This is a genomic window from Streptomyces sp. NPDC043738 (assembly GCF_056436545.1).
This window is the reverse complement of sequence record NZ_JBWKCJ010000017.1, coordinates 92,870-115,567: the sequence shown is the minus strand read 5'-3', so window position 1 is coordinate 115,567 and position 22,698 is coordinate 92,870. Positions and strand designations below refer to the sequence as shown.

General features: G+C 72.8%; 27 protein-coding genes. 9 read left to right on the top strand and 18 right to left on the bottom strand.

Annotated elements, in window-relative coordinates; all coding sequences use genetic code 11:
- Positions 1–234: 234 nt before the first annotated feature.
- Both AC0680_RS22600 and AC0680_RS22595 read right to left on the bottom strand, forming a co-directional pair.
- Complete coding sequence (locus AC0680_RS22600; protein ID WP_478631551.1) at positions 235–549, bottom strand: hypothetical protein; 315 nt, start codon at positions 547–549, stop codon at positions 235–237.
- 54 nt (positions 550–603) lie between these two features.
- Entirely contained in the window at positions 604–1,263 is a 660-nt protein-coding gene (locus tag AC0680_RS22595; RefSeq protein WP_478631548.1) for a TetR/AcrR family transcriptional regulator, read from the bottom strand.
- A 116-nt stretch (positions 1,264–1,379) separates the two neighbouring features.
- Between AC0680_RS22595 and AC0680_RS22590 the strand changes: the two genes are divergently transcribed.
- A complete protein-coding gene (locus AC0680_RS22590) occupies positions 1,380–2,570 on the top strand; it encodes a cytochrome P450 (RefSeq protein WP_478631546.1) in 1,191 nt (396 codons plus the stop codon).
- Positions 2,571–2,578: 8 nt separating this feature from the next.
- Complete coding sequence (locus tag AC0680_RS22585) at positions 2,579–2,794, top strand: ferredoxin (protein WP_478631543.1); 216 nt, start codon at positions 2,579–2,581, stop codon at positions 2,792–2,794.
- A gap of 144 nt (positions 2,795–2,938) precedes the next feature.
- Here AC0680_RS22585 and AC0680_RS22580 read toward each other — a convergent pair whose 3' ends face one another.
- On the bottom strand, positions 2,939–3,112 hold the full coding sequence (locus AC0680_RS22580) for a CsbD family protein (RefSeq protein WP_478631540.1): 174 nt from the start codon (positions 3,110–3,112) through the stop codon (positions 2,939–2,941).
- 321 nt (positions 3,113–3,433) lie between these two features.
- Between AC0680_RS22580 and AC0680_RS22575 the strand changes: the two genes are divergently transcribed.
- Both AC0680_RS22575 and rpmF read left to right on the top strand, forming a co-directional pair.
- Complete coding sequence (locus tag AC0680_RS22575; protein ID WP_478631538.1) at positions 3,434–3,658, top strand: DUF6480 family protein; 225 nt, start codon at positions 3,434–3,436, stop codon at positions 3,656–3,658.
- 132 nt (positions 3,659–3,790) lie between these two features.
- Positions 3,791–3,961, top strand: a complete 171-nt coding sequence (gene rpmF / locus AC0680_RS22570; RefSeq protein WP_478631535.1) for a 50S ribosomal protein L32 — start codon at positions 3,791–3,793, stop codon at positions 3,959–3,961.
- A 163-nt stretch (positions 3,962–4,124) separates the two neighbouring features.
- Here the strand turns inward: rpmF and AC0680_RS22565 are convergent, their stop codons facing one another.
- Positions 4,125–4,613, bottom strand: coding sequence for an EF-hand domain-containing protein (locus tag AC0680_RS22565; RefSeq protein ID WP_478631532.1), 489 nt, complete (start codon positions 4,611–4,613; stop codon positions 4,125–4,127).
- 331 nt (positions 4,614–4,944) lie between these two features.
- On the opposite strand from AC0680_RS22565, the gene AC0680_RS22560 reads away from it, so the two are divergent.
- On the top strand, positions 4,945–5,625 hold the full coding sequence (locus AC0680_RS22560) for a DUF899 family protein (protein WP_478631529.1): 681 nt from the start codon (positions 4,945–4,947) through the stop codon (positions 5,623–5,625).
- 74 nt (positions 5,626–5,699) lie between these two features.
- On the opposite strand, the gene AC0680_RS22555 is transcribed toward AC0680_RS22560, so the two are convergent.
- Together AC0680_RS22555 and AC0680_RS22550 are read right to left on the bottom strand one after the other, a co-directional pair.
- Complete coding sequence (locus tag AC0680_RS22555; protein WP_478631526.1) at positions 5,700–6,089, bottom strand: VOC family protein; 390 nt, start codon at positions 6,087–6,089, stop codon at positions 5,700–5,702.
- Positions 6,086–6,379: an ArsR/SmtB family transcription factor gene (locus AC0680_RS22550; RefSeq protein WP_384486349.1), complete on the bottom strand. Its 294-nt coding sequence runs from the start codon at positions 6,377–6,379 to the stop codon at positions 6,086–6,088. The genes AC0680_RS22555 and AC0680_RS22550 overlap by 4 nt, the downstream gene beginning before the upstream one ends.
- 95 nt (positions 6,380–6,474) lie before the next feature.
- On the opposite strand from AC0680_RS22550, the gene AC0680_RS22545 reads away from it, so the two are divergent.
- The gene (locus AC0680_RS22545) at positions 6,475–7,227 is read left to right on the top strand and encodes an SOS response-associated peptidase (RefSeq protein WP_478631522.1); all 753 of its coding nucleotides are present in this window, start codon (positions 6,475–6,477) and stop codon (positions 7,225–7,227) included.
- A 39-nt stretch (positions 7,228–7,266) separates the two neighbouring features.
- Here the strand turns inward: AC0680_RS22545 and AC0680_RS22540 are convergent, their stop codons facing one another.
- Positions 7,267–8,205, bottom strand: coding sequence for a GlxA family transcriptional regulator (locus AC0680_RS22540; protein WP_478631519.1), 939 nt, complete (start codon positions 8,203–8,205; stop codon positions 7,267–7,269).
- Positions 8,206–8,538: 333 nt separating this feature from the next.
- Here AC0680_RS22540 and AC0680_RS22535 point away from each other — a divergent pair, with 333 nt between their 5' ends.
- Positions 8,539–9,237: a DJ-1/PfpI family protein gene (locus AC0680_RS22535; RefSeq protein ID WP_478631517.1), complete on the top strand. Its 699-nt coding sequence runs from the start codon at positions 8,539–8,541 to the stop codon at positions 9,235–9,237.
- Positions 9,238–9,246: 9 nt separating this feature from the next.
- Positions 9,247–9,714 (top strand): hypothetical protein, encoded by a 468-nt coding sequence (locus AC0680_RS22530; RefSeq protein WP_478631514.1) that lies wholly within the window; start codon positions 9,247–9,249, stop codon positions 9,712–9,714.
- Positions 9,715–9,810: 96 nt separating this feature from the next.
- Here AC0680_RS22530 and AC0680_RS22525 read toward each other — a convergent pair whose 3' ends face one another.
- Together AC0680_RS22525 and AC0680_RS22520 are read right to left on the bottom strand one after the other, a co-directional pair.
- Complete coding sequence (locus tag AC0680_RS22525; protein ID WP_478631512.1) at positions 9,811–10,254, bottom strand: hypothetical protein; 444 nt, start codon at positions 10,252–10,254, stop codon at positions 9,811–9,813.
- A 71-nt stretch (positions 10,255–10,325) separates the two neighbouring features.
- Complete coding sequence (locus AC0680_RS22520) at positions 10,326–10,964, bottom strand: TetR/AcrR family transcriptional regulator (RefSeq protein ID WP_478631679.1); 639 nt, start codon at positions 10,962–10,964, stop codon at positions 10,326–10,328.
- A gap of 120 nt (positions 10,965–11,084) precedes the next feature.
- On the opposite strand from AC0680_RS22520, the gene AC0680_RS22515 reads away from it, so the two are divergent.
- Positions 11,085–11,996, top strand: a complete 912-nt coding sequence (locus tag AC0680_RS22515) for an alpha/beta fold hydrolase (protein WP_478631509.1) — start codon at positions 11,085–11,087, stop codon at positions 11,994–11,996.
- Positions 11,997–12,046: 50 nt separating this feature from the next.
- Here AC0680_RS22515 and gdhA read toward each other — a convergent pair whose 3' ends face one another.
- The 9 genes from gdhA to AC0680_RS22470 form a co-directional block, all read right to left on the bottom strand.
- Entirely contained in the window at positions 12,047–13,426 is a 1,380-nt protein-coding gene (gene gdhA, locus AC0680_RS22510) for an NADP-specific glutamate dehydrogenase (RefSeq protein WP_478631506.1), read from the bottom strand.
- A complete protein-coding gene (locus AC0680_RS22505) occupies positions 13,427–14,743 on the bottom strand; it encodes a beta-ketoacyl-[acyl-carrier-protein] synthase family protein (protein ID WP_478631503.1) in 1,317 nt (438 codons plus the stop codon).
- Positions 14,740–15,009, bottom strand: a complete 270-nt coding sequence (locus AC0680_RS22500) for an acyl carrier protein (protein WP_478631500.1) — start codon at positions 15,007–15,009, stop codon at positions 14,740–14,742. The genes AC0680_RS22505 and AC0680_RS22500 overlap by 4 nt, the downstream gene beginning before the upstream one ends.
- A complete protein-coding gene (locus AC0680_RS22495; protein WP_478631498.1) occupies positions 14,982–16,085 on the bottom strand; it encodes a beta-ketoacyl-ACP synthase III in 1,104 nt (367 codons plus the stop codon). Before AC0680_RS22495 ends, AC0680_RS22500 begins: the two co-directional genes overlap by 28 nt.
- 33 nt (positions 16,086–16,118) lie before the next feature.
- Positions 16,119–16,958: an SDR family NAD(P)-dependent oxidoreductase gene (locus AC0680_RS22490; RefSeq protein WP_478631496.1), complete on the bottom strand. Its 840-nt coding sequence runs from the start codon at positions 16,956–16,958 to the stop codon at positions 16,119–16,121.
- Positions 16,955–18,052 carry a 3-oxoacyl-ACP synthase III family protein gene (locus AC0680_RS22485; RefSeq protein WP_478631494.1) on the bottom strand — a complete coding sequence of 366 codons (1,098 nt, stop codon included), beginning with the start codon at positions 18,050–18,052 and terminating at the stop codon, positions 16,955–16,957. Before AC0680_RS22485 ends, AC0680_RS22490 begins: the two co-directional genes overlap by 4 nt.
- Positions 18,049–19,920 carry an acyl-CoA dehydrogenase family protein gene (locus AC0680_RS22480; RefSeq protein WP_478631491.1) on the bottom strand — a complete coding sequence of 624 codons (1,872 nt, stop codon included), beginning with the start codon at positions 19,918–19,920 and terminating at the stop codon, positions 18,049–18,051. The genes AC0680_RS22485 and AC0680_RS22480 overlap by 4 nt, the downstream gene beginning before the upstream one ends.
- Positions 19,917–20,969, bottom strand: coding sequence for an ACP S-malonyltransferase (locus tag AC0680_RS22475; protein ID WP_478631488.1), 1,053 nt, complete (start codon positions 20,967–20,969; stop codon positions 19,917–19,919). The genes AC0680_RS22480 and AC0680_RS22475 overlap by 4 nt, the downstream gene beginning before the upstream one ends.
- Before the next feature lie 126 nt (positions 20,970–21,095).
- On the bottom strand, positions 21,096–22,460 hold the full coding sequence (locus AC0680_RS22470; protein ID WP_478631485.1) for a hypothetical protein: 1,365 nt from the start codon (positions 22,458–22,460) through the stop codon (positions 21,096–21,098).
- Positions 22,461–22,698 lie beyond the last annotated feature (238 nt).

The window sequence follows — 22,698 nt, the reverse complement described above, 5'->3', positions numbered from 1 at the left end:
GTTCCTCCTGCACGCGGCGGATGGTGACATACGGACTCCACGAGGGACGGAACGCGCCCGACGGCCCCGTTGGCCGGCGGCCGCCGGGGTGGTCGCCGGGTGCGGGAACGAAGGGCGGAACAGGACGCCGCGTCGACTCCGATACGCCTGGCGGGCGGCTGTGCTGCGCCCCGGCACGCGGCAGTGGGCCCGGGAGGAGGCCCCGGGCCCACTGGGTGGACTACCTGGTGGGTGTCAGACGAGCCCGAGCAGCCCGAGGCCGAGCAGGCCGTCCCTGCCCAGGCCGTAGGGGAAGCCGTGGGGGTGAAAGAGGTGACGCCCGTACTCGTAGCCGTCCTTCTTGTGGCCCTTGCCCTTCTTGCCCTTGTGGTCCTTGCTCTTGTTGCCGCTGTGGCCCTTGTTGCCGGTGTGGTCCTTGCCGCAGTGCATGTCGCACAGGGCGCGCTGCGCGCCGCTGGGGGACGCGGTGGCGGCGCCCGCTGCCGGCACGACCAGGACGGCCGCGGTCAACCCGGCCACTGCGAGGCCACGAGGGATCGAACGGAGCATGTTCCCACCTTCACTCGAATCTGCAGAAAAGGAATATCCTCTGCAAACGCGACGTTAGAGTGGCGTTTCACCCCTCTGGTGGTGCCCCGCCGCGGAGTCACTGGAACGCAGCACGCCCCCCTGCTCCCCGTCGTGCGGCAGGCTTTCGAGCAGGCTTCCCAGCGCTCCCGTGACGAGCGCGCAGACCGTGTCGGGGTCGGCGCTCGCCAGTGGTTCCTTGGCGACCACCACACGCATCAAGCCAATTCCCAGCAGCCAGGACAGCGCCAGATCGGCGCGGAGTCCGCCGTTTTCGGAGCGGGAGAGCGTGGCGAGCACGTCCGCGTACTCCTCCCCCAGCCCCCGCAGCGCGTCCGCGATCTCGTCGCTGCCGCCGATCGAGCGCAGGCAGACCTCCAGCGAACGGTCGGATTCCGCGCCGCCGGCCAGCATGCCGCGCAGTGCGACCTCGAACAGCCGCTCGGCGGGGGTGGTCCGCAGCTGCTCCTGCCCGCCGCGCGCCATCACCTCTCCGAACAGGGCCTTCTTCGAGCCGAAGTAGCGGAACAGCAGGGCCTGGTTGGCCCCGGCCCGGGCCGCGATGTCCCGTACCGTCGCCCGTTCGTAACCGCGCTCCGCGAACAGTTCCGACGCCGCGTCGAGCAGACGCAGCCGGGTGCCCTGCGCATCCCTGCGGTAGGTGCCCGCCGTGCCGTGCTGCGGGGTCTCCCCCATCGTCTCGTCACGCTCCTCTCCGTCGGACCGTCACCATGACGGCCACATCGCGTCGTTGACCGCCCCGGGGGAGCGGCCTACCTTTGTAAGCAGGTGCTTACACAAGGGAGGTCGCCGTGACCACAGCCGACACAGCACCCCTCTCCTACCCCTTCAATGTCGCCGAGAGCCTTGAGTTGTCCGACGAGTACGAGCGTGCGCGCCATCGTCCGGGACTGCTGAAGGTACGCATGCCCTACGGCGAGCCGGCCTGGCTCGTGACCCGTTACGCCGAGGCCCGCTTCATCCTCGGCGATCAGCGCTTCAGCCGCGCCGAGAGCGCGCGGCACGACGAGCCCCGGCAGTCCGAGGGCCGCCGCGACAGCGGCATCCTGGGCATGGACCCGCCCGACCACACCCGGCTGCGGGCGCTGGTGGCCAAGGCGTTCACCGTCCGCCAGGTCGAAAAGCTCAGGCCGCAGGTCAGGCAGCTGACGAACGAACTCCTCGACGAGCTGGCGGCCGCCGGACCGCCGGCCGATCTGGTGGACCGTTACGCGCTACCCATCCCCGTCGCCGTGATCTGCCGGCTGCTCGGCGTTCCGACGGAGGACCGGCCGCGGTTCAGGGTGTGGAGCGACGCCGCCCTGTCGACGAGCTCGCTGACCGCCGAGGAGTTCGACACCAATCTCGAAGAACTCCGTGGCTATATGGGCCAGTTGATCGAGGAGCACCGGCGCGCGCCGCAGGACGACCTGATGACCGCGCTCATCGAGGCCCGGGACGTCGACGACCGCCTGTCCGAACTGGAACTCGTCGACCTGTGCGTCGGCATCCTGGTCGCCGGGCACGAGACCACCGCCACCCAGATCCCCAACTTCGTCCTCGCCCTGCTCGACCACCCCGACCAGCTCGCCCTCCTGCGCGAGCAGCCCGGTCTGATCGGCGGCGCGGTGGAGGAGTTGCTCCGCTTCGTCCCGCTGGGCAGCGGCGCGGGGCAGGCCCGCTACGCCACTGAGGACGTCGAGGTCGGCGGCACGCTGGTGCGGGCCGGCACTCCCGTACTGGTGGCGGTGGGCGCGGCCAACCGCGATGCGCTGCGCTTCGACTCGCCCGGCACGCTGGACATCTCGCGGGCGGGGAACCAACACCTCGGGTTCGGCCACGGCGCCCACCACTGCCTCGGCGCCCCGCTGGCGCGCCTGGAGCTCCAGGAGGCGCTCAGCGCCCTGATCACCCGGTTCCCCGAGTTGCACCTGGCCGGCGATCTGGAGTGGAAGAGCCAGATGCTGGTACGCGGCCCGCGGGTCATGCCGGTGGGGTGGTGAGTGCGCGGATGACATGGGAAGTGGACATCGCCCCGCACCAGTGCCTGGCGTCGGGCTCCTGCGCCGCCATCGCTCCGGACCTCTTCGCCCTCGACGGCGCCCATGCCCGGCCGCTGAACGACCGGATCGAGGAGGACGAGCGCGCGTTGGACGCCGCCGACGTGTGCCCGGCCATGGCGATCACCGTCCGGCGCGGGAAGGACGTCGTCGGGCCGCGGCCGTAGGAGGGAGCGGGGCGGGGCCATGGCCAGGAGCCGCGGCCGTGGAGTTGCGACCGCGGCTCAGGGAAGCGGCACGGGCGCGGGCGGGTGGGCCCGCCGTGGCGCGGAGTGCGGCGGGCCGTGATCGTCGGCGCGTGAGGGCGTTCCTCAGTGCCGGAATTTGTCCTTGCCCCGCTCCATCGCGTAATTCACTTTCCCCTTGACTATTTCGGCCTTGCCTTTTCTCGCCAGGCTTGTGTTACCCACGGCCTTCCCGACCGTTTCCTTGGCCTTTCCCTCGGCTATCTGGCCGATGCTCTTGGCCTTCTTTCCGATGCCCATGCCGTGCTCCTTCAGGGTCATTCGGACGGTGGCAGCAGCGTTCCGAACGGACCGAGATCCAGCTTCGGATCCCGCCTGGAAAGCTCGTATCCAGCGCAGAGTCCCATCATACGGTCGCGCGGGATCATCGGCATGGCTCCAGGGCGTCCCCGCCGCCCCTCCGCGCACTCCCCCCACCGACCCGCCGCACGACAGCCCCACAACCGGCCGACGCCACTGACTCACCACCGCCTCGACGCCGACTCGGCAGCGACTCGGCAGCGCACGAAATCGACCACGACTGGGGCGGCCGTTTCCGTCGATATCGGGCAGTCTTGAGGTATGGGAATTCAGAATTCGGATCCGGACCGCACTCCCGGCCTCGGCCCTGGTGGCGGGGTACCGCCCGGGGAGACCCCGCCGGGCGAGGGCAGCACGGGCGCGGAAACCGGCCCCCGCGACCTACAGACGAAGGGCTGGGCCAAGGGCCCGGTCATCATCCTCGGCATCCTCGTCGTGCTCTGCGCGATGTTCTTCATCGCCTATGCGGTGATCGTGGCGCTGTGACAGGGGGTGCCCCGAGGGGCGGCCCGCAAGCCTCCCACTTGGTAATGGGATCCATTTTCAAGTAGCGTGTGCTCGCCGCCGAGAGCCACACCCGCGCTCTTCGCCGAGTCGCACCAGGAGATGAGATCCCCCATGGCCGTACCCAAGCGGAAGATGTCCCGCAGCAACACCCGTCACCGCCGCGCCCAGTGGAAGGCCACCGCCCCCCGACTCGTGCGCGTCACCGTCGACGGCACCCCGCACCTGGTGCCGCAGCGACTGGCCAAGGCGTACGAGCGCGGGCTGCTGCACCCGGAGCGCTGAGCCGGGAGCGCTGAGCCGGGATGACGCACCACCGGCTGCCCGAGGCGTCCATCGGAAACACCCTGGCCGGCCAGGGCCGGTCCGACGGGCCAGGTTCGCGCGCTCGGCCATGACCCGTCGGACCGGCCCTGGGGCGGGTGGCCGGCCGGCGCGCACTCCAGGTCTACTCGCGCATGGCGGCCTGGTACTCCGCGACCTCCAACCGACCGTCGCCGTCGCGGTCCAGCGCCGCGAAGGCCTGCTCCGCCTGCGCGTCCGAGAAGCCGGTCGCCCGCTGCAGAGCCGTGAACTCCGCCCGGTTCACCACACCGTCGTCGTCGGTGTCGGCCAGTGCCACCGTCGCCGCGATCGACGGCCACACCATCCGGCCGATGTCCCCCGACTCGCTGGCACGGACGAACGCGGCGATGAACTGCTCCCGGTCCAGTCGCCCCTCGGCGTCGACGTTCGTCAGGGCGGCGAGCTGCTCGAAGATGTTGCGCATCCCGGCATGCACCGCCTGCGCCTTGGGGGACTCCGGAGGCTCGCCCGCGGCGTCGGCCATGCGGCGCGCCCGCTCGGTGAAGTCCTGCGCGGTCAGGTAGCCGTCGCCGTCGGTGTCGTACAGGGAGAAACGGTGCTCGTACTCCGTGCGCAGCGCATCGGTGATCATGCGTCATCCCTTCTGAACGTGGTGGCTCCTGACGGAGCCCGGAGGGGCGGTCGACCGCCTGGGGGCGATCACCGCCAAGAGCACAGTAAGTGGCGACCCCCTGACCGACCGTCACCAACGTTCGCGATCACGCGACCGCGCCACGCCTGCCACCTCGGTGGCCGCACGCGCACTCGCGTCTGGGCCGGTGCGGTGGATCGCGGTTGATCCATAGGAGTGCACCGACCGCGCCCCGGTCATTTCGCTGCCCGACGGCCCCTGGTGCGCGGGCATACGGTGGTCGGCCAGAGCGAGTGGTGACCACCAGATCGCCGCCAGGCCGGGAGTAGCGATGCGACTGACCAATCTCACCGGGGAGTCGGCCGAATACCTCAGCGCCCGCGAGGAGCTGCGGCAGGCCGAGATCGAGCTGATGCGCCATCGTGAACGCGTCGCCGACCTGCGCCGCCGGTTGCCGCTGGGCCCCGTCGTCGACGACTACGTGTTCGAGGAGGGCCCCGCCGATCTGGAGGCCGGTGACGCGCCGGCGCGGACCGTGCGCCTGGGCGAGCTGTTCACCCGGCCCGGGCGTGACCTGGTCGTCTACCACCTGATGTACGGCAAGCTGCAGACCGAGCCGTGCCCCATGTGCACGATGTGGTGCGACGGGTTCAACGGGGTGGCCCGCCACCTCGCGCGGAACGTGGACCTGGCGATCGTCGCCGCAGCCGGCCTGCCGGCCCTCCGCGCGCACGCCCGCAACCGGAAGTGGACGCAGCTGCGTCTGCTCAGCGCCGGGTCCAGCACCTTCAAGTACGACCTGGGCAGCGAGGACGCCGAGGGCAACCAGGACTCGACGGTGTCGGTGTTCACCCGCGACGACGACGGATCGGTGCGCCACTTCTACTCGGTGCACCCACGGATGTCCGACGACCTCGACCAGCGAGGCATCGACCTGCTCAGCCCGGTGTGGCACCTCCTCGACCTCACCCGCAGGGGCCGGGACGACTGGTTCGCCGCACTCGACTACTAGAGGCTTCCCCCATGGGTCAGGGGCGGACGGCCCCTGACCAGCGGCGCTCGCACCAGGGCAGGTCGGCGGGCGGCTTACGCGCCGTGCACGATCTGGATCAGGTTGCCGCAGGTGTCGTCCAGCACGGCGGTGGTGACCGTGCCCATCTCCAGCGGCTCCTGGGTGAAGAACACCCCGAGGCCGCGCAGCCGGTCGAACTCCGCCCGTACGTCGTCCACGGCGAAGGAGGTGGCCGGGATGCCGTCCTGGACCAGCGCCGTCTTGTACGGCTGCACCGCGGGGTGGCCGGAGGGCTCCAGCAGCAGTTCGGTCCCGTCGGGGGCCTCCGGCGAGACCACGGTCAGCCAGCGGGCCCCGCCGCCCAGCGGGATGTCGTGCTTCTTCACGAAGCCCAGGACGTCGGTGTAGAAGCGCAGGGCCTTGTCCTGGTCGTCGACGAAGACGCTGGTCACATGGATCCTCATGGGGTGCTCTCCGGTGCGTCGGGTCTGAGCCATCGGGTCATGACGCGCTCAAGGGGTTCGGTGTTCAGGTCGTGGAACTTGTAGCGGCCCTGGCGCCGCGCGAGGACCAGACCCGCGGATTCGAGTACGGCCAGATGCTGGCTGATCGCCTGGCGGGACAGCCCCAGACCGTGCTTCGTCGCCAGCCGTGCGCATATCTCGAACAGGGTCTGGCCGTCCCGTTCCACCAGCTCGTCAAGGATGCGCCGACGGGTGGGGTCGGCCAGCGCCTTGAAGACATCCTCCGACATGACCCCACCATAGGCAAGCACAGACTTGCCTATCAAGGCGGGCGCCTGCCGGCACGGGTGCCGGGCGGCCGCCGACCGCGTGGCAGGGTGGAGGCATGTGCGGAAGATATGTCTCCACCCGCCGTCCGCAGGATCTCGCGGCCACGTTCGACGTCGCCCGCTGGGACCCCGACCAGGCGTTGGACCCGAGCTGGAACGTGGCCCCGACCGACCATGTGTGGTCGGTGCTGGAGCGCGTCGAACGCGACACCGGCGAGATCACGCGGCAGCTGCGACCGCTGCGCTGGGGCCTGGTGCCGTCGTGGGCGAAGAGCCTGGACGTCGGCGCGAAAATGATCAACGCCAGGGTGGAGACCGTCGCGGAGAAGCCGGCCTACCGCCGGGCCTTCGCCAAGCGACGGTGCCTGCTGCCGGCCGACGGCTTCTACGAGTGGCAGGCCGTCGCCGCGACCAGGACCGCCAAGGCCCGCAAGCAGCCGTACTTCATCAGTCCCGAGGACGGCCAGGTCATGGCGCTCGCCGGTCTCTACGAATTCTGGCGCGACCCCGGCGTATCCGATGACGAGGCGTCCGGGGCGTGGTGGACGACCTGCACCCTCATCACGACCGAGGCCACCGACGCCGCCGGACGCGTCCACCCGCGCATGCCGCTGGCCATCGCCCCCGACGACTGGGGCGCCTGGCTCGACCCCGCCCACCACGACGCCGACGAGCTCCGCGCGCTGCTGGCGGCCCCTGCCGCCGGGCGCCTGGACGCCCGGGCGGTGTCCACCGCGGTCAACAACGTGCGCAACAACGGCCCGCACCTCCTGGACGACGCCGAGGTCGCCGGCGACGGCGGAGCCTGAGGGCGGCGGGTACGCGGGGAACGCCGCGCCGGACCTCCGCTAGCGGAACGTCCTGCGGTAGGTGTGGGGGCTGACGCCGGTGGTGCGTTTGAAGCGGTCGCGGAAGGTGGTGGCCGAGCCGAAGCCGACCTGGGCACCGATCCGTTCGACGGAGTGGTCGGTGGTTTCCAGCAGGTGCTGGGCCTGCCGGACGCGGGCGCGGTGCAGCCACTGCAGCGGTGTGCTGCCGGTCTGCTCGCTGAAGTGCCGCAGCAGGGTGCGGGTGCTCAGTCCGGCGCGGGTGGCGATGTCCGCCAAGGTGAGGTCCCGGGCGATGTTGTCCTGCAGCCAGGCCAGGAGGGGTTCGAGGGTGGCGCCACGGGGTGTGGGCGGGTGCTGCTGGACGATGAACTGGGCCTGGCCGCCCTCGCGTTCCAGCGGCATGACGGACAGCCGGGCGGCGTCGGCGGCGACGGCGGAGCCGTAGTCACGGCGGATCATGTGCAGGCACAGGTCCAGGCCCGCGGCCCCGCCGGCGGAGGTCAGGATCTGCCCGTTGTCGACGTACAGCACGTCCGGGTCGACGTCGATGTCCGGGTAGGCGGCGGCGAGATGGGCCGCACCGATCCAGTGGGTGGTGGCGCGCAGTCCGTCGAGGAGTCCGGCGGCGGCGAGGATGAAGGTGCCCACACAGATCGAGGCCATACGGGTGCCGTCGGCGGCGGCCCGTACGAGGGCCTGCCGGACGGCGGGTGACAGGGTGCCGGATTCGTCGGTCGTGCCGGGCACCACGATCGTGTCGGCATCGCGGAGTGCGTCCAGGCCCCAGGGGGCACGCAGGGTGAACGTCCCCGCGTCGACCTCGGGCTGCTCGGCGCACACGCGCACCCGATAGCCGGCCCGGCCGTCGGGCAGCCGGCTGCGGGCGAAGACCTCGATGGGGGTGGAGAGGTCGAAGGGGATCACCTGATCCAGGGCGAGGACGGCGACGGTGTGCATGGCGGCAATCTACCGGGCCAACGGATTCCCGCCGAGGGCACGATGACTCATGAAGGACCGCCGGGGGCAGGGAGCGGCGCCGGTCCACTCACTCGTTCTCCTGCCGGTCCTGTTACTCGTTCTCGCGCCGGTTCATGTGCTGGTTCTCGTGCTGGTTCCCGTGCCGAGGCTGCGTTCCGCATGGTCGGCGGACGGTTGACGGGGCCCGTTGGCGCCGTTGGCGATAACCCGTTGAAGGTTGTCGATCTCGCTACTGGGGGCGTGCGAGCGCGGTGACTACCGTCGGTGGCGATCAGGGGTGAGACCACCCGTTAGGCCACAAAGGGGATTCCCATGCACGCTCAGCTCGTCCTGTTCGACGGCTTCGATCCGCTCGACGTCATAGCGCCCTACGAGGTCCTCTTCGCGGGCGGCATCGCGTCCGGCGGTGCCGTGACCGTCGAACTGGTATCGGCTGAAGGCCCGCGCGAGGTCGTCAGCGGTATCGGCGGCCTGACGCTGCGGGCGACCGCCCGCCTGGCACCGGAGCGGGCCGACCTGGTCCTGGTCCCCGGCGCGGCGGGCCGGGTGGGCGATGCGGGCGCGGAGCCCGCCGACGGCGAGAACGGTGGCGGGGCCGGCGACGCGTCCGCCGACGGCAGCATCCGGCCGGTGCTGGCCCGCGCCGTGGAGACCGAACTGCCCCGTCTGCTCAAGGCGGCGATGGACGACGCCGGGGTGACGGTCGCCACCGTATGCGGAGGCTCGCTCGTACTGGCGCTGGCCGGGCTCCTGGACGGGCGCCGTGCCACCACCCACCACCAGGGAACGGACCTGCTGGAGGCGGCCGGCGTGACCGCGGTGGCGGCCCGTGTCGTCGACGACGGCGACCTGGTCACCGGCGCGGGCGTCACCTCCGGCCTGGACCTCGGCCTGTATCTGCTGGAGCGCGAGATCGGGCCGCAAGTCGCCCACGCCGTGGAGCAGTTGTTCGCCCATGAGCGTCGAGGCGTGGTGTGGAGCGACCGCGGCCCCGCGCCCGTCGCCCTCTGAGGGCGCCCGATGACCAAGCTCCTGCTCTCCCTGCACGTCCTGGCCGCCATCGTCGCCATCGGACCGGTGACCGTCGCCGCCAGCATGTTTCCCCCCGCCGCCCGGCGCGCCCAGGCGGCCGGTCCCGACGCCGCCGCGTTCGGTACGGTCCGGCTCCTGCACCGCATCTGCCGGGTCTACGCCGGAGTCGGCCTGGCGGTCCCGGTGTTCGGGTTCGCCACGGCGAGCAGCCTCGGCGTCCTCGGGGACGCCTGGCTCGTCGTGTCGATCGTGTTGACCGCGGTGGCGGCCGGCGTCCTCGCCGTGCTCGTCCTGCCCGGCCAGGACGCGCTCCTGGAACAGCTCGGCGGCACGACCGGCTCCGTCCCGGCCGGCGCCACGGGCCGGCTGGCCATGCTCACCGGGGTCTTCAATCTGCTGTGGGCCGCGGTGACGGTGTTGATGATCGTCCGTCCCGGTTCGACGACGGGGGTATGAGCGTGCGCCGCGCCCCACCAGGCGCCGCGATCGCCGCCGCCGAACCGGTCACCCTCGTGGTGATGCCGGCCCACCTCGCCACCGCGCGACCGGCCGTCAGATGAAGACGGAGAGCAGCAAAGGGAGCACCGAGACGGCGGCGGCCGCGCCGCCCGATGCGAGAGCCAGTCGCACGGTGCGCAGGCGCAGGGTCCAGGGGAAGGCGCCGGAGAGCAGGGCCATGCCCGCGCCGGCCAGGTAGAGCCAGGGGGCGCTCGCCAGCGGGACGGTGATGCCGGCGGGGCAGTGGTCCGGGCCGCAGGAGTCCGTGGCCATCGTCGCGAAGCAGTAGAGGAAGAAGCCGGGAAACCAGAGCAGCCCGATGAAGGACAGCGCGATCGCCGCCGGGCACCACCACTGCGGATCGCGGGTCCGCCGCGTCGGCAGGGGGACGCTCGGCGCCTGGAACCCGGTGGCGGTTGCCGCGTGGTGCCCGGCGAAGGCCTCCGACACCGCGCCGCAGGGGGCGTGTGGCGGCGCTGGAGCGGTCGCATCAGTCATGGGAGCGAGTCAACGTGTACATGACGCCCGCCGTCATCGGGAGGCGTACTCAGCCGCGTGGGGGCAGGTACTCACTCCACGACCTGTCGTGGCGGCACGTCTCCACCGCGGGGCGGGAAGAGCCGGTCGAGGTGGTGGTCCAGGACGGCCGCGGCGGACTCCGGCGTGCGGTGGCCGACCAGGATGCTGGTCCCGAGTCCGGCGGCCATGGCGAGCAGGCTGATCGCTTCGAGGCGTGCGTCCATGCCGGGCGGGGTGAGGTCGGCCCGCTGCGCCTGTTGGAGCAGACCGGTCACGGCGTCCTCGGCCGCGGTGGGGTTGTCGACGAAGGGCTGGCCGGCGAGCGCCTGGTCGGTGACGGACAGGATGGCGTACGAGGTGTAGACGAGGTGGAAGCCGATGCCGGCCTCGTCGGTCGGCAGTGACGCCTTCAGCACGGCCTCGATCACCACCCGCGGCCCGGGGTCCTCCCCGGCGGCGCGCACCCGGGCGGTGACCCGTTCACTGAACCGCTCGGTCAGGTGCTGCAGCCCGTAGAGCAGCAGCTTCTCCTTGGTCTGGAAGTAGTACTGCACCAGCCGCAGCGACACTCCCGCCTCCGCCGCCACGTCGCGCATCCCCACGGCGTGGAGTCCGCACCGCCCCGCGACCCGGACGAGCGCTTCGGCGATCTCGGTACGTCGTGCTTCGTGGTCCACCCGCTTCGGCATCGGCCGCTGCTCCGCTCTCGGTTCGCTGGTCTGGGCCCGGTCGGCCACCTTCATGATACGGCCGTACCACCATCATGGTACGGTCGTACCACAAAGATGGACGCTCCAGGAGGTGGCCACGTGCCCGAGACCATGACCCGCGCCCGGACCGATGTCGGCCGCTATGTGAGCGATGCCTTGCGCGACCGCTACTTCGCCGCCTGCGACGCGGTCTACGCGCTGGGGGCGCCCGCCAGCGAGGAGTTGGACGTGGAGACCACCTTCGGCACCACGCACGTCTACCGGTACGCCCCCGCGGACCCCACCGCGGCGTCACGCACCCCGGTGGTGCTGGTGCACGGGGCGGGCTCCTGCTCCGCCATGTGGTACCCGAACACCGCGGCGCTCAGCGCCGAGCGGCCGGTGTACGCCCTCGACACGCCGGGCGACCCCGGGCGCAGCGAGCAGCGCGAGGCCATCCACCAACCCGAGCGTGCCGCGCAGTGGCTGGACGAGGCGCTCGCCGGACTCGGCCTCGACCGCGTACACCTGGTCGGCTCCTCCTACGGCGGGTGGCTGGTGCTGAACCAGGTGCACCGCAGGCCCGGCCGCCTCGCGTCGGTCACGCTGCTCGACCCGGGCGGGCTGGAGAAGGTCGGCCTGCGCTTCTTCACCTGGATCTTCGTCAGCCTCTTCGCGACCTGCGCGCCCAAGGCGTGGCGCCCGCGGCTGGCGGCCTGGCTGGAGCAGCCGGTCCTCATCGTGCCGGAGCTGCGCGCGATGGTCCGGGCGGGGGTGCGCGCCTACCGCATCCGCCGCCCGGCTCCGCTCCCCCTGTCCGAGGACGCACTGCGCACCATCCGCACCCCGCTCTACCTGGTGCTCGGCAGGCGCAGCCTCCTGGTGCATCCGCAGCGGCAGGTGGAGCGCGTTCCCCGCCTGGTGCCGGGAGCCCGCGCCGAGATCGTCTCCGCCACCGGCCACGGGCCGCAGATCGACCATGCGGAGGAGGTCAACCAGCGGATGCTGCACTTCATGGACACGGTTGACTGACGAGGTGTCAGTTCGCGGCCCCGCCCGGTTCGTCGGGCGGGGCCCGGCGTTCACACCACCCCCTGCGCGAGCACCGCGGTGGCCAGGCGGGTGAAGCCGGCGATGTTGGCGCCGAGCACGTAGTTCCCGGGGGCGCCGTAGCGCTCCGCGGTCTGGCGGCAGGTGTCGTGGATCGTGCGCATCGCTTGGGCGAGCCGCTCGGCCACCCGCAGGGAACTCCAGCTCTCGCGCCGGGAGTTCTGCTGCATCTCGAAGGCGCTGGTGACCACGCCGCCGGCGTTGGCGGCCTTCCCCGGCCCGAAGGCCACCCCGGCACCGTGCAGGATGCGGACGGCGTCGGGGGTGGTGGGCATGTTGGCGCCCTCGGACACCACCTTGACGCCGTGCCGGACCAACGTCGCCGCGGCATCGGCGTCCAGTTCGTTCTGGGTGGCCGAGGGCAGTGCGACCTCGCAGGGGACGTCCCAGACCCGGCCGCCGGGGACATAGACCGCGCAGCTGCCCCGACGTCGTGCGTAGGTGCTGATGCGGCCGCGCTCGATCTCCTTGATCTGGCGCAGGAGTTCGACGTCGATGCCCTTCTCGTCCACCACGCAGCCTTCGGAGTCGGAGGCGGTGACCACATGGGCTCCCATGTCCTGGGCCTTGGCGATCGAGTGCAGGGCCACATTGCCCGAGCCGGACACCGCGACCCGCCGGCCGTCCAGATCCTCCCCGCGGGTGTGCAGCAGTTCGGCGGCGAAGAGCACGTTGCCGTACCCGGTGGCCTGCGTACGCAGCGCGGATCCGCCCCATTCGCGGCCCTTGCCGGTGAGCACGCCCGACTCCCAGCGGTTGGTGATGCGCCGGTACTGGCCGAAGAGGAATCCGATCTCCCGGGTGCCCACCCCGATGTCGCCGGCCGGGACGTCGGTGTGCTCGCCGACATGGCGGTGGAGTTCGGTCATGAAGGACTGGCAGAAGCGCATCACTTCGCGGTCGGAGCGGCCTCGCGGGTCGAAGTCGCTGCCGCCCTTCGCGCCGCCGAGGCCGAGTCCGGTGAGGGAGTTCTTGAACACCTGCTCGAAGCCCAGGAACTTGACGATGCCGAGGTTCACGGAGGGATGGAAGCGCAGGCCGCCCTTGTAAGGGCCCAGGGTGCTGCTGAACTCCACCCGGAATCCCCGGTGGACGAGGGTGGTCCCGGAGTCGTCCTGCCAGGGGACCCGGAAGATCACCTGCCGTTCTGGTTCGGTGATGCGCTCGATCAGGCCCGGCTCGGCGAACTCCGGATGGGCGGCCAGTGCCGGTGCGAGGCAGTCCAGGACCTCGCGCACCGCCTGATGGAATTCCGGCTCTCCGGGATTGCGTTGCCGGACGGCGTCGTACAGCCTTCCGAGGTGCGGGATCCGGGTGTCGGGGGTCGTGGCGACGGGGGCGCGGTACGGCATTCATCCTCCGCGGTGAGGGACGTGGGGCCCGCGGTGGGCGGGGCGGGCTCCGTTGTGGGAGGGGTCGGGTGGCGGCGGTCCCGGCCGGAAGGCGAGCACCGTGTTGTGTCCGCCGAAGCCCGCGGAGTTGCTGAGCGCCAGGCGGACGTCCTGCCGGCGGGGTCCGCCGCTCACCAGGTCCAGCCCGCGGGATTCCGGTTCGGGCCGCTGGAGGTTGGCGATGGGCGGGACGAGTCGGTGCTTCGCCGTCAGCACGGTCAGGGCCGCCTCGATGGCGCCCGCCGCCCCCATGGTGTGGCCGATGACGCCCTTGGCGGAGGTCACCGTCGGGGAGTCGGCGCCGAACAGCTTGTGCAGGGCAGCGGCCTCGGTGCGGTCGTTGAGGGGGGTGCCGGTGCCGTGCGCGTTGATGTGGTCGACCTCGCCCGGGGCCGCGCCGGCCGTCCGCACCGCCTGCTCCATGGCCCGCTGGAGCCCGTGCCCCTCGGGGTCGGGGGCCACCTGGTGGTGGGCGTCGGCGGTCAGCCCGTATCCGGCGAGCCAGGCGTGCACCGGCGCGTGCCGGGCGGCCGCGTCGGTGTCCCGCTCCATGACGACTACGCCCGCCCCTTCGGCCAGGACGAAGCCGTCGCGGGCGGCGTCGAAGGGCCGGGAGGCGGCGGCCGGGCAGCCGTGGCGCCGGGAGAGCGCCCCCATTCTCGCGAAGGCGGTGGCGCACAGCGGCGTGATCATGGCATCGGCCCCGCCGGCGACCGCGATGTCGCAGGCATCGGTGCGCAGCAGCACCGCCGCGAGGGCGATGGCGGTGGCGCCGGACGCACAGGCCGTGGCGGTGTGCAGCACCGCGCCGTGCGCCCGTAGCGCGATCGCCAGTTGTCCCGCGGCCATGTTGGGCAGGAAGCCGGGCAGGGTGAGCGGTGAGACCGACCGGGGGCCGGTGTGCAGGAGCTTGCGGAACTGGTCCTCGTAGGTCTGCACTCCCCCGGCGGCCGAGCCCAGGACGACCGCGACCCGGGAGCCGTCCCACAGGGCCGGGTCCAGTCCGGCGTCGGCGACGGCTTCGCCGGCGGCCGCCAGCGCGAACTGGGTGAAACGGTCGTACCGCCAGGGCCGGGGGCCGGGCACCCGGGTCCGCGGGTCGAAGCCGGGCACCCGGCAGGAGAAGGAGACGGGGAGGCCGGCCAGTGCGGGGTCCTCCGCCGCGGTGCCCCGCCCCGCGCAGACGCCGGCCCAGGTCTGGGCGGTGCCGGTGCCGGCGGGTGTGACCAGCCCGATGCCGGTGACGGCGAGGTCCCCGTTCGCGCCGCGACCGCTCACCGGGGAGCTCCGCCGTCGGACGGTGCGCCGGCCGCGGACAGTTGTGCGTCGACGGCCCGGGCGAGCTGTTCCAGCGTCAGGCCGGTGGCGGAGTCGTCCTCTTCCAGGGGGATGCCGAAGTGTTCCTGGAGCGTGACGTACAGCTCGACGACGGCGAGCGAGTCGAGTTCGAGGCCGGCCAGCGTGCTGTCGGGCCGCATGGCGTCGGCGTCGACCTCGAACTTGTCCGCCAGTACGGTCACGAGGTGGTCGTAGACACTTTCCATGGCTGCTTCCTCCGGCGTGCGGGGTGGGTGGTGGGGTGGGTGGTACGAGGTTCGGGATCGTGCGCCCAGGGCAGCGCGGAGGGCCAGCTCATCGCGAGCGAACCCCAGGTCAGTCCGCCGCCGAAGGCGGTCAGCAGCGTCCGCGTCCCGGGGCGGACGAGCTTGCGTCGGGCGGTGTCGGCGAGGGCCAGCGGGATGGAGGCGGCGGCGGTGTTGCCGACCTCGCGGATGTTGCCGAAGCGGTACCCCCGTGCGATGCCCACCCGGTCGGCGACCGAGTCGAGGATGCGCTGGTTGGCCTGGTGGCCGATGAACGCCCCGACGCCGTCGGGCTGCCAGCCGGCCTGTTCCAGCACCGCCAGCGACGATTCGGTCATCCGGCGGACCGCCTGCCCGTACACCTCGCGGCCGCTCATCCGGAAGTAGCGGTCCTCACGGCACAGACGGCGCGAGGTGTCGGGCCGGCGGCAGCCGCCGGCGGCGATGGCGATGAGGTCGCTGCCCCCGCCGTCGGAGCCCCAGTCGACGGCGGCGACGGCGCCCGGCTCACCACGGTCCCCGGCGCGCAGCAGGACCGCGCCGGCGCCGTCACCGAAGATCACCGCGGTGTCCCGGTCCAGCGGGTCGATGATGCTGGAGTACTTCTCGGCGCCGATCACCAGCGGTCGGGCGCAGACCCCGGTCCGGACCAGTGCGGTGGCGACGGTGACGCCGTAGACGAACCCGGAGCACACGGCCGCCAGGTCGAAGGCGGGGACCGTGCCCAGGCCGAGCCGGTGGGCGACCTCGGGGGCGGTGGCCGGGCAGCGGCGGTCCGGTGTGGTGGTGGCGACCAGGACCAGGTCCGCGCGGGCGCGGGCGGAGGCCTGCGCGGCCCGGCCGGCGGCCACGGCGAGGTCGCCGGTGCTGGTTGCGTCGTCGGCGGCCCGGCGCCGGAGGATGCCGGTGCGGGAGCGGATCCACTCGTCGGTGGTGTCCAGCACACCACGGCGCTTGACGTCCTCGTTGGAGAGCACGCGTGGGGGCAGACAGGTCCCGATGCCGTGGATCACGGCGGTGGGGCTCACCTTGGTCATGGTCGGCAGTCCTCAGGTCGCGGGGTGGTCGGGTCAGGCGGCGAACGGGGAGGGGGGTTTGGGGATTCCGGCCAGTCCGCCGTCGGGGACGGACGCGCCGCCGTCGAGCACCAGCGCCTGACCGGTGAGGTAGGACGCGGCGGGCGAGGCGAGGTAGAGCGCGGCGCAGGCCACCTCGTGCGGCTCGGCCCAACGGCCCAGCGGGACATGGGACATCAGCCAGTCGGACAGCGGCCCCGTGGAGTAGGCGAAGGCCGTCATGTCCGTACGGGTCCAGCCCGGGCACAGCGCGTTGACCCGGATGCCCTCGCGGGCCCAGCCGACCGCGAGGCTGCGGGCCAGCGAGATCTGCGCCGCCTTGGAGGCCGCGTACGCCTCCATCCTGGGTGTGCCCACCACACCGGCGAGGGACGACATCAGCACCACGGCGGCCCGCGGCGAGGCGGCCAGGTGGCGGTGCGCACGCCGGCACAGGGCCGCGGTGGCGTTGAGGTTGACCGACAGCACCTGGTTCCAGTCGTCCTGGTCGGAGTCCTGCAGGGGGTCCAGGGTGGGGCTGCCGTCGGGCCGGGAGGGGAGGATGCCCGCGTTGTGGACCACGACGTCGAGCCCGCCGAGCCGGGCCGCGGCGTCGTCCACCACGGTGTCCGCGGCACCCGGCTCGGCGAGGTCGCCCGGCACGAGGGCCGCGGTGCGCCCCTCCTCCGCGACGAGTCGGGCGGTCTCCTTCAGCGCGGCCGAGGTCCGGGCGGACAGCGCCAGGTCCGCGCCGGCCTGGGCGAGCGCCACGGCCACGGCCTGGCCGATGCCGCGGGAGGCGCCGGTCACCAGGGTGCGCGCGCCGTCCAGCCGGAACGAGGCGAGTGGGGTCATCGGGAACTCCTTTGCACAGCGGGGGTTCGGGCGGGTGGTGGGGCGGTGTGCGGGGTGCGGGCCGGCGCTATCCGGATGGCGGGTGCGCCGGTCCAGGTCAGCAGGGCACTGCCCCAGGTCACACCGGCGCCGAAGACGGCGAGCAGGATCCGGCCGCCGCGCGGCAGCAGCCCGCGGGAGGCGGCGGTGGCCAGTGCGTACGGGGCGCTGGCGGCACCGATGTTGCCCACCTCGTCGCCGACGATGACCAGCCGCTCGGGCGGGATGCCGATGCGCTCGCCGAGGCCGCGCAGCAGCACGGGGTTGGGCTGGTGGGTGATGTACGCGTCGATGTCCTCCAGCCGGAGCCGGTTGCGGACCAGGGCCTCGCCGACCAGCTGCGGAAAGATCCGGGCGATGAAGTCGCGGACCGCACGGCCGTCCATGTGGATGTGGTGCCGGTGCGCGCCGAGGGTGGCGGGGCTCGCGGGGATGCGGCTGCCGCCGGCGGGGATGAGCACGTGGTGGGCGCCGGTGCCGTCGGAGCCGAGGCGGAAGTCGGCGAATCCGCCGCCGCCCGGGACGGGGCCCAGGATCGCGGCGGCCGCGCCGTCGGCGAAGAGCACCGCGGTCCCGCGGTCCGCGGGGTCGACGAACTTGGAGTACGCCTCGACGCCGACGACCGCCGCGTACCGCGCGCCGCGGTTGCCGCGGAGCCAGTCGTGGGCGACCCGGGCCGCGAACAGCCAGCCGGCGCAGGCCGCGCTGACGTCCAGGGCCACCGCGTGCCGGGCGCCGGTCAGGGCCTGGACCCGGCAGGCGGTGGAGGGGCCCAGCTCGTCGGGGGTGGAGGTGGCCGCGATCAGCACGTCGACCTGGTCGATGTCGATGTTCGCGGCGGCCACCGCGGCCCGCACCGCGGCCGCCGCCAGATCGGAGGCGGCCTCTGCCGGGTCGGCCACATGCCGGGTGTGGACACCGGTGCGCTGGGCGATCCACTCCGGTGTGACGCCCGCCGCCGCCGCGACCTCCTCGTTGGTCCGGGTGGTGCGGGGCAGGTAGGTGCCCATGCCCAGCACACCGATACGGGGCATCCTCGGGCAGGTATGGCTCATGACGGCCCTTCCGGTAGCGGGTCGAGGGACTCGGTCAGGGCCGCGGCGTAGTCGTCGGCACCCAAGGGGGCGGGCGGCGCACCGCCCGCGGCGCCCATGGCCTCCTCCAGCAGGGGGAGATGGGGCATCAGCCGGTCGCACAGGCCGTCCAGCACGGCGGGCAGCGCCCGCACCGTGGCCGCGCTCAGCACGCCGGTGGCCTGGAGGCCGCCGGCCAGGCGGCGCGCCTCGACCGCCCCGTACAGCGCCACCAGGGGGCGCAGCACCGCGAGCAGCCCGGGATCGTCGACCGCCGCGAGGGCTCCGGCCAGGCTCTCGGCGACGAGCCGGCTCCCGTAGGCCTCGCCGAGTTCACCGGCCGCGTCCAGCAGCGGATTCCACAGCTCCAGGCCCGTGAGCCCGGCCCGGGTCCGCCGCTCCAGCGTCCGGTGCAACTCCCCTGCCAGCCAGGCCTCCTGGGCTCTGGTGACCGCCGGCCACCACGCGGGGTGGTCCGCGGGGACGGCGGGTGCCGCAACGCCCGTGCGGCGGCCGGCGGCGTGCTGCCCGTTGTGGGCGCCCTCCGCCGCGAGCGCCCGCCCGGCGTCCAGCAGGATCAGCCGGCTGTCGCCGCCGGCGCTGTCGAAGGCATGGGCGAAACCGTGGTACCCCGCCAGCAGGTTGGGCTGCAGGAAGCCCGCGACCCCGCACCGGTGCTGGCATTCGGCGGCCACCCGCGCGGTGCCGCGGACGGTGAGCGCCTTGAGCACCGCCAGGGGCCGGTCGACCGCGGTCCACGGCGCGAAGGTCATCGCGTCGACCGTGCCGCGGCGGCCGGCCACGGCGCGCGACCTGGTCCAGATCTCGCGGGCCGTCCGGCCGGCGCAGGTGAGGGCGAAGGACTCGGCCAGGCAACCGAGCAGCGCGTGCTGCTGGTTGCGGTAGGTCAGCACGCTCGCCCCCGGGGCCAGCCGGCCGTGGGCCCGCCGGCGCGCGGAGAAGCGCAGTGCCCGTACCGCGCACTCCCGTGCCATGGCGGCCATCGCCGAGGGCAGCGTGGCCCACAGGACCTGCCCCACGCACAGGGTCCGCTGGAGCCGGGCGTCCGCGGTGCCGAGCGGATCGTGGAAGGCTCCCTCGTCGTCGATGCGGGCGCGGTCGCGGAGCCACTGCTCGTGGCGCAGCCGTACGCCGTGGAAGCGCACCAGCGCGTAGTCCATCGGCAGGGCCGGCAGTTCGAGGCTGCGGGAGATCTCCACGCCCGGCAGCGGGCCGTGCTCGTCGGTGAGGTCCACCACGAAGGAGAACACCCCGCGGTCCGCCCCGCCGGCCAGCACCCGTGCGCACACCACGGCCGTCTGCGGCATCCGTGAGGAACCGACGGAGGAGAACTTGGCCGCCCCGGCGTCCGGCGTGCCGAGTAGGAACTCACCGGTGCGCGGGTCGAATTCGGCGGTGGTGCGGATTCCCAGGTGGCTGCTGGCGTCGCCGATCTCCGTCACCATGAACACGCCCTTGGAGCGGGCGCTCGCCAGCGCCTCCCACTGGTTTCCGAGGCGGGCCGGGTCGTCCGTCAGCGCGATGACCGAGCCCAGGCAGAGCGCGTAGTGGGAGAGGGTGGCCATGTACAACGGCGGGTCGGCGACCGCGACGCACTCGCTGAGCAGCGCGAGCCGACGGGGGTCGGACAGCAGCTCGGCGGCCGGCGGCAGGGCGTCGGCCAGGCGGCGCAGCCGCCGGTGGATGCGGTGGGCGCGCTCCGCGCGGTCCGCTGTCGGGGGCTCGTCGGTGGCCGCCAGGGCGGCGCGCAGTCGGCCGCGCAGCGGGTCCGGGGACGCCCCGTTGATGAGGTCGTGCAGTTCACCGCGCGGCGGCAGGCGTGTGGTCATCGGGACGGCTCCAAGGGGCGGCGGGGAGGACCGCCGGTCGGCGATGCGGCTCGGGCGGCGGCCCGCGTCCAGGGGAATCCGGGGTCGGCGAGGGGTGCGTGGGCGCGGGCCGCGGCGGGCGGCAGGGTGTGCTGTGCGTTGCGGGTGAGCGAGCGGCCGGTTCCCGCCTCCAGCAGCAACACGGCCCCACGGGTGGTCAGTTGGTGCAGCACCTTCGGCAGCCGTGCGGGGCGGATCAGGCAGTTCGCCAGTCCGCGGGCCACATCGTCGCCGGGCCCGTAGGGGCCGCCGTGGACGGCGGAGAGCACCGGCATCCGGGCGGGGTGGGCGGCGAGCTGCCGGATCGAGGCCGCGAAGGCGTCCGCCGGCCCGGTCAGCGACGGGTGGTGGGAGGAGAACGGCAGCCGCAGCCGGGAGGCCGGCACCCCCTGCCGCCTGGCGAGTTCCTCCACGGCGGCGAGGGCCGCGACGGGGCCGCTGACCACGGTCTCACCGGGGTCGTTCACGCAGGCCAGGGCCAGTTCCGGGGACCTGGCCTCGCGCAGCAGCGCATGGGTGCGGCACTCCGCGGCGCCGATCAGCGTCAGCCCGCCCGCGCAGTGCGTCAGCTGCCGTGCCAGCAGGCAGGCGATCCGGGCTCCGGTGGCGATGTCGAAGACGCCGGCCGCGGTGAGCGCCGCGATCTCCCCGAAACTCACCCCCAGCACCTGGTCGGGTGCCCTCCCGATGGCGCACAGTGCGCGGTGGACGGCCATCGAGGAGCAGAACAGGGCGAGTTGGGCGGTACCGACGGTGGCGGCGGCGAGGTCGCGGCCGCTGGGGGGCGAGTCGCCCAGCAGCGCCTGTGCGAGGGGCGGGATGCCGAACTCCCGGCCCGCCTCCTCCGCTTCCCCGAACACCTCGGCGACCGCGGTGCGTACGCAGTCGTGCGCGCGTACCGCCCGGACGAGCGGGCTGACGGCGAAGTCGCCCTGGCCCGGAAAGAGGTGGACGACCTGGCGGTGTGACGCGTCGGTTTCTTCCGGGGAAACGCCGGTGGTGCCGGTCATATTCACCGCTCCTTTCCGTCCCGCGGTGGCTTCTCCTCGATTGAACAGCGACTTTCGCGAGGATGGGGGTGGCCGTGATACGCGGAGATGTTGAAAGGCGTGAAAGCGCACAGCCGGTCGAATGGTTCAGGGTCTCGGATAAACGGATGTCAGGGCGGACGTACGGTGCAGAATCGCGGTCACCGCGGGGAGCGGGCGAAAAGGGGCGAGGAGTTGCCGCAGCCGGCTCACCGCGAGATCCGCCGCGCCCGACCGCACATGGACGTACTGATCGAGGAAGGAACTCCAGGCGGCACAGGCCTCCTCCACATGACCGAGTCCGACGAGGATCTCGGCGTGCCGGGCATGGCTCAGCGCAAGCCCGCGGTGGTCGTCGCCCGGGCGCCGCGCCAAGGAGTGGTGCAGGGCCGCCCGAGCCGCCGGCAGATCTCCCAGATGGCGGAAGACCTCGGCGCTCTGGAACTCCAGCGCCGCGGACGCGTAGGTGTGGAAGGGACCCGGCGCGCACCCGTGCCGCCGGCCCGACTCGGCCGCGCGCTCGGCCGTGCCCAAGGAGGTGAGCGCCGCATGGCGCAGACCGCAGGCGGCCTGGGCGACGGCGAGTTGGGACAGCAGGAACGCCCGGGTGCCGCCGTCCGGCGCGACGGCGGTGGACGCGGCGGTCTCGGCGGCCTGCAGCGCCGTCCGCCGGTGGCCCAGCGCGAGTCCCTGGGCGCTCAGTCCCCGTAGGGCGACGGCCCAGGCGGTGGCGTCCCCGGACTCCGCGGCCAGTCGCAGGGCGGTGTGGAAGTGGCGTTGGGCGAGTCCGTGGACGGATGCGTCCTGGTACATCCGCGCGAGCAGGAAGGTCAGTCGTGAGGTCTCCACCAGCAGGCCCCGGTGGGTGTCCTGGTCCGTCATCTCCCGCAGCCTGGGGACGATGTCGTCCGCGAGGTAGGTGGCCAGGGTCGAGCGGGCCCGCCGGCCGCCGTGCGCGTTGAAGGACGCCGCGTAGAAGCGCACGGCGAGCCGGACGACGGCGAGTTCCTCCTCGGTCTCCTCACGCCGCACCGCCGGACGCGTCGTCCAGGACCGCGGTTCGGCCCGTGCGCCCGCGAGGTCCGATTCCCGGTACGGCTGGAGTCGTGCGGACACCCGGCGGGTGGGGTCGCTCTCCATGCTGCACAGATCGGTGAGCGCCGATTCGGCCGGTGAGACATGGTCGGGTGGCCGCCCGCTCGTCGGCGCGGAAGGGGCACCGGCGAGTCCTGCCGCGCTCGGGGAGACGGACCGGCCCAGGCGCCGGGTCAGCGCCTCCGCTATGAGTTCGGGCACCGGTGGGGCCGGCTGCGTACCGCTGAGCCAATGGGAGACGGCCGTGCGGTCGTAGTTCAGGTCCAGGTCGATCTCCGCGGCCAGCGCATTGACCGACCGGGCGAGCGCGGCTTGGGTCCAGCGGGCCTCCGCCAGCAGGGACCTCAGGAATTCGTTGCGGCGTCTGGTCTGCGCCACTTTTCGCTCCCGGGCGGAGAGTCGGCCGGCCGGCCAACGGTGGTGGGCCGCTCGTTCCGAGCCAATTCCACGGCCGGGCCGCGGGTGATACAGGGTGCGGAACTGCGGGAATACTTCTGCTGAGTTGTTTTGCGAGGTGCCATGTGCCGTGCCTGGTGCTGCTGTTGTACGTGAGGAATCCTGGTGCGGACCGCCGGAGCGCATTCGGCGCAGAATTCACCGGCGCACGAGCCGGCCA

Excerpts from the sequence above, each read along its gene's own strand:
- AC0680_RS22575 (WP_478631538.1), top strand. The coding sequence starts at position 3,434 with ATGGGAATTCAGAATTCGGATCCGGACCGCACTCCCGGCCTCGGCCCT.
- AC0680_RS22525 (WP_478631512.1), bottom strand. The coding sequence starts at position 10,254 with ATGACTGATGCGACCGCTCCAGCGCCGCCACACGCCCCCTGCGGCGCG.
- AC0680_RS22555 (WP_478631526.1), bottom strand. The coding sequence starts at position 6,089 with ATGAGGATCCATGTGACCAGCGTCTTCGTCGACGACCAGGACAAGGCC.
- AC0680_RS22490 (WP_478631496.1), bottom strand. The coding sequence starts at position 16,958 with ATGACCCCACTCGCCTCGTTCCGGCTGGACGGCGCGCGCACCCTGGTG.
- AC0680_RS22550 (WP_384486349.1), bottom strand. The coding sequence starts at position 6,379 with ATGTCGGAGGATGTCTTCAAGGCGCTGGCCGACCCCACCCGTCGGCGC.
- AC0680_RS22520 (WP_478631679.1), bottom strand. The coding sequence starts at position 10,964 with ATGCCGAAGCGGGTGGACCACGAAGCACGACGTACCGAGATCGCCGAA.
- AC0680_RS22480 (WP_478631491.1), bottom strand. The coding sequence starts at position 19,920 with ATGACCACACGCCTGCCGCCGCGCGGTGAACTGCACGACCTCATCAAC.
- gdhA (WP_478631506.1), bottom strand. The coding sequence starts at position 13,426 with ATGCCGTACCGCGCCCCCGTCGCCACGACCCCCGACACCCGGATCCCG.
- AC0680_RS22580 (WP_478631540.1), bottom strand. The coding sequence starts at position 3,112 with ATGGGCATCGGAAAGAAGGCCAAGAGCATCGGCCAGATAGCCGAGGGA.
- AC0680_RS22595 (WP_478631548.1), bottom strand. The coding sequence starts at position 1,263 with ATGGGGGAGACCCCGCAGCACGGCACGGCGGGCACCTACCGCAGGGAT.
- AC0680_RS22535 (WP_478631517.1), top strand. The coding sequence starts at position 8,539 with ATGCACGCTCAGCTCGTCCTGTTCGACGGCTTCGATCCGCTCGACGTC.
- AC0680_RS22530 (WP_478631514.1), top strand. The coding sequence starts at position 9,247 with ATGACCAAGCTCCTGCTCTCCCTGCACGTCCTGGCCGCCATCGTCGCC.
- AC0680_RS22500 (WP_478631500.1), bottom strand. The coding sequence starts at position 15,009 with ATGGAAAGTGTCTACGACCACCTCGTGACCGTACTGGCGGACAAGTTC.
- rpmF (WP_478631535.1), top strand. The coding sequence starts at position 3,791 with ATGGCCGTACCCAAGCGGAAGATGTCCCGCAGCAACACCCGTCACCGC.
- AC0680_RS22600 (WP_478631551.1), bottom strand. The coding sequence starts at position 549 with ATGCTCCGTTCGATCCCTCGTGGCCTCGCAGTGGCCGGGTTGACCGCG.
- AC0680_RS22475 (WP_478631488.1), bottom strand. The coding sequence starts at position 20,969 with ATGACCGGCACCACCGGCGTTTCCCCGGAAGAAACCGACGCGTCACAC.
- AC0680_RS22540 (WP_478631519.1), bottom strand. The coding sequence starts at position 8,205 with ATGCACACCGTCGCCGTCCTCGCCCTGGATCAGGTGATCCCCTTCGAC.
- AC0680_RS22565 (WP_478631532.1), bottom strand. The coding sequence starts at position 4,613 with ATGATCACCGATGCGCTGCGCACGGAGTACGAGCACCGTTTCTCCCTG.
- AC0680_RS22560 (WP_478631529.1), top strand. The coding sequence starts at position 4,945 with ATGCGACTGACCAATCTCACCGGGGAGTCGGCCGAATACCTCAGCGCC.
- AC0680_RS22545 (WP_478631522.1), top strand. The coding sequence starts at position 6,475 with ATGTGCGGAAGATATGTCTCCACCCGCCGTCCGCAGGATCTCGCGGCC.
- AC0680_RS22585 (WP_478631543.1), top strand. The coding sequence starts at position 2,579 with ATGACATGGGAAGTGGACATCGCCCCGCACCAGTGCCTGGCGTCGGGC.
- AC0680_RS22495 (WP_478631498.1), bottom strand. The coding sequence starts at position 16,085 with ATGACCAAGGTGAGCCCCACCGCCGTGATCCACGGCATCGGGACCTGT.
- AC0680_RS22485 (WP_478631494.1), bottom strand. The coding sequence starts at position 18,052 with ATGAGCCATACCTGCCCGAGGATGCCCCGTATCGGTGTGCTGGGCATG.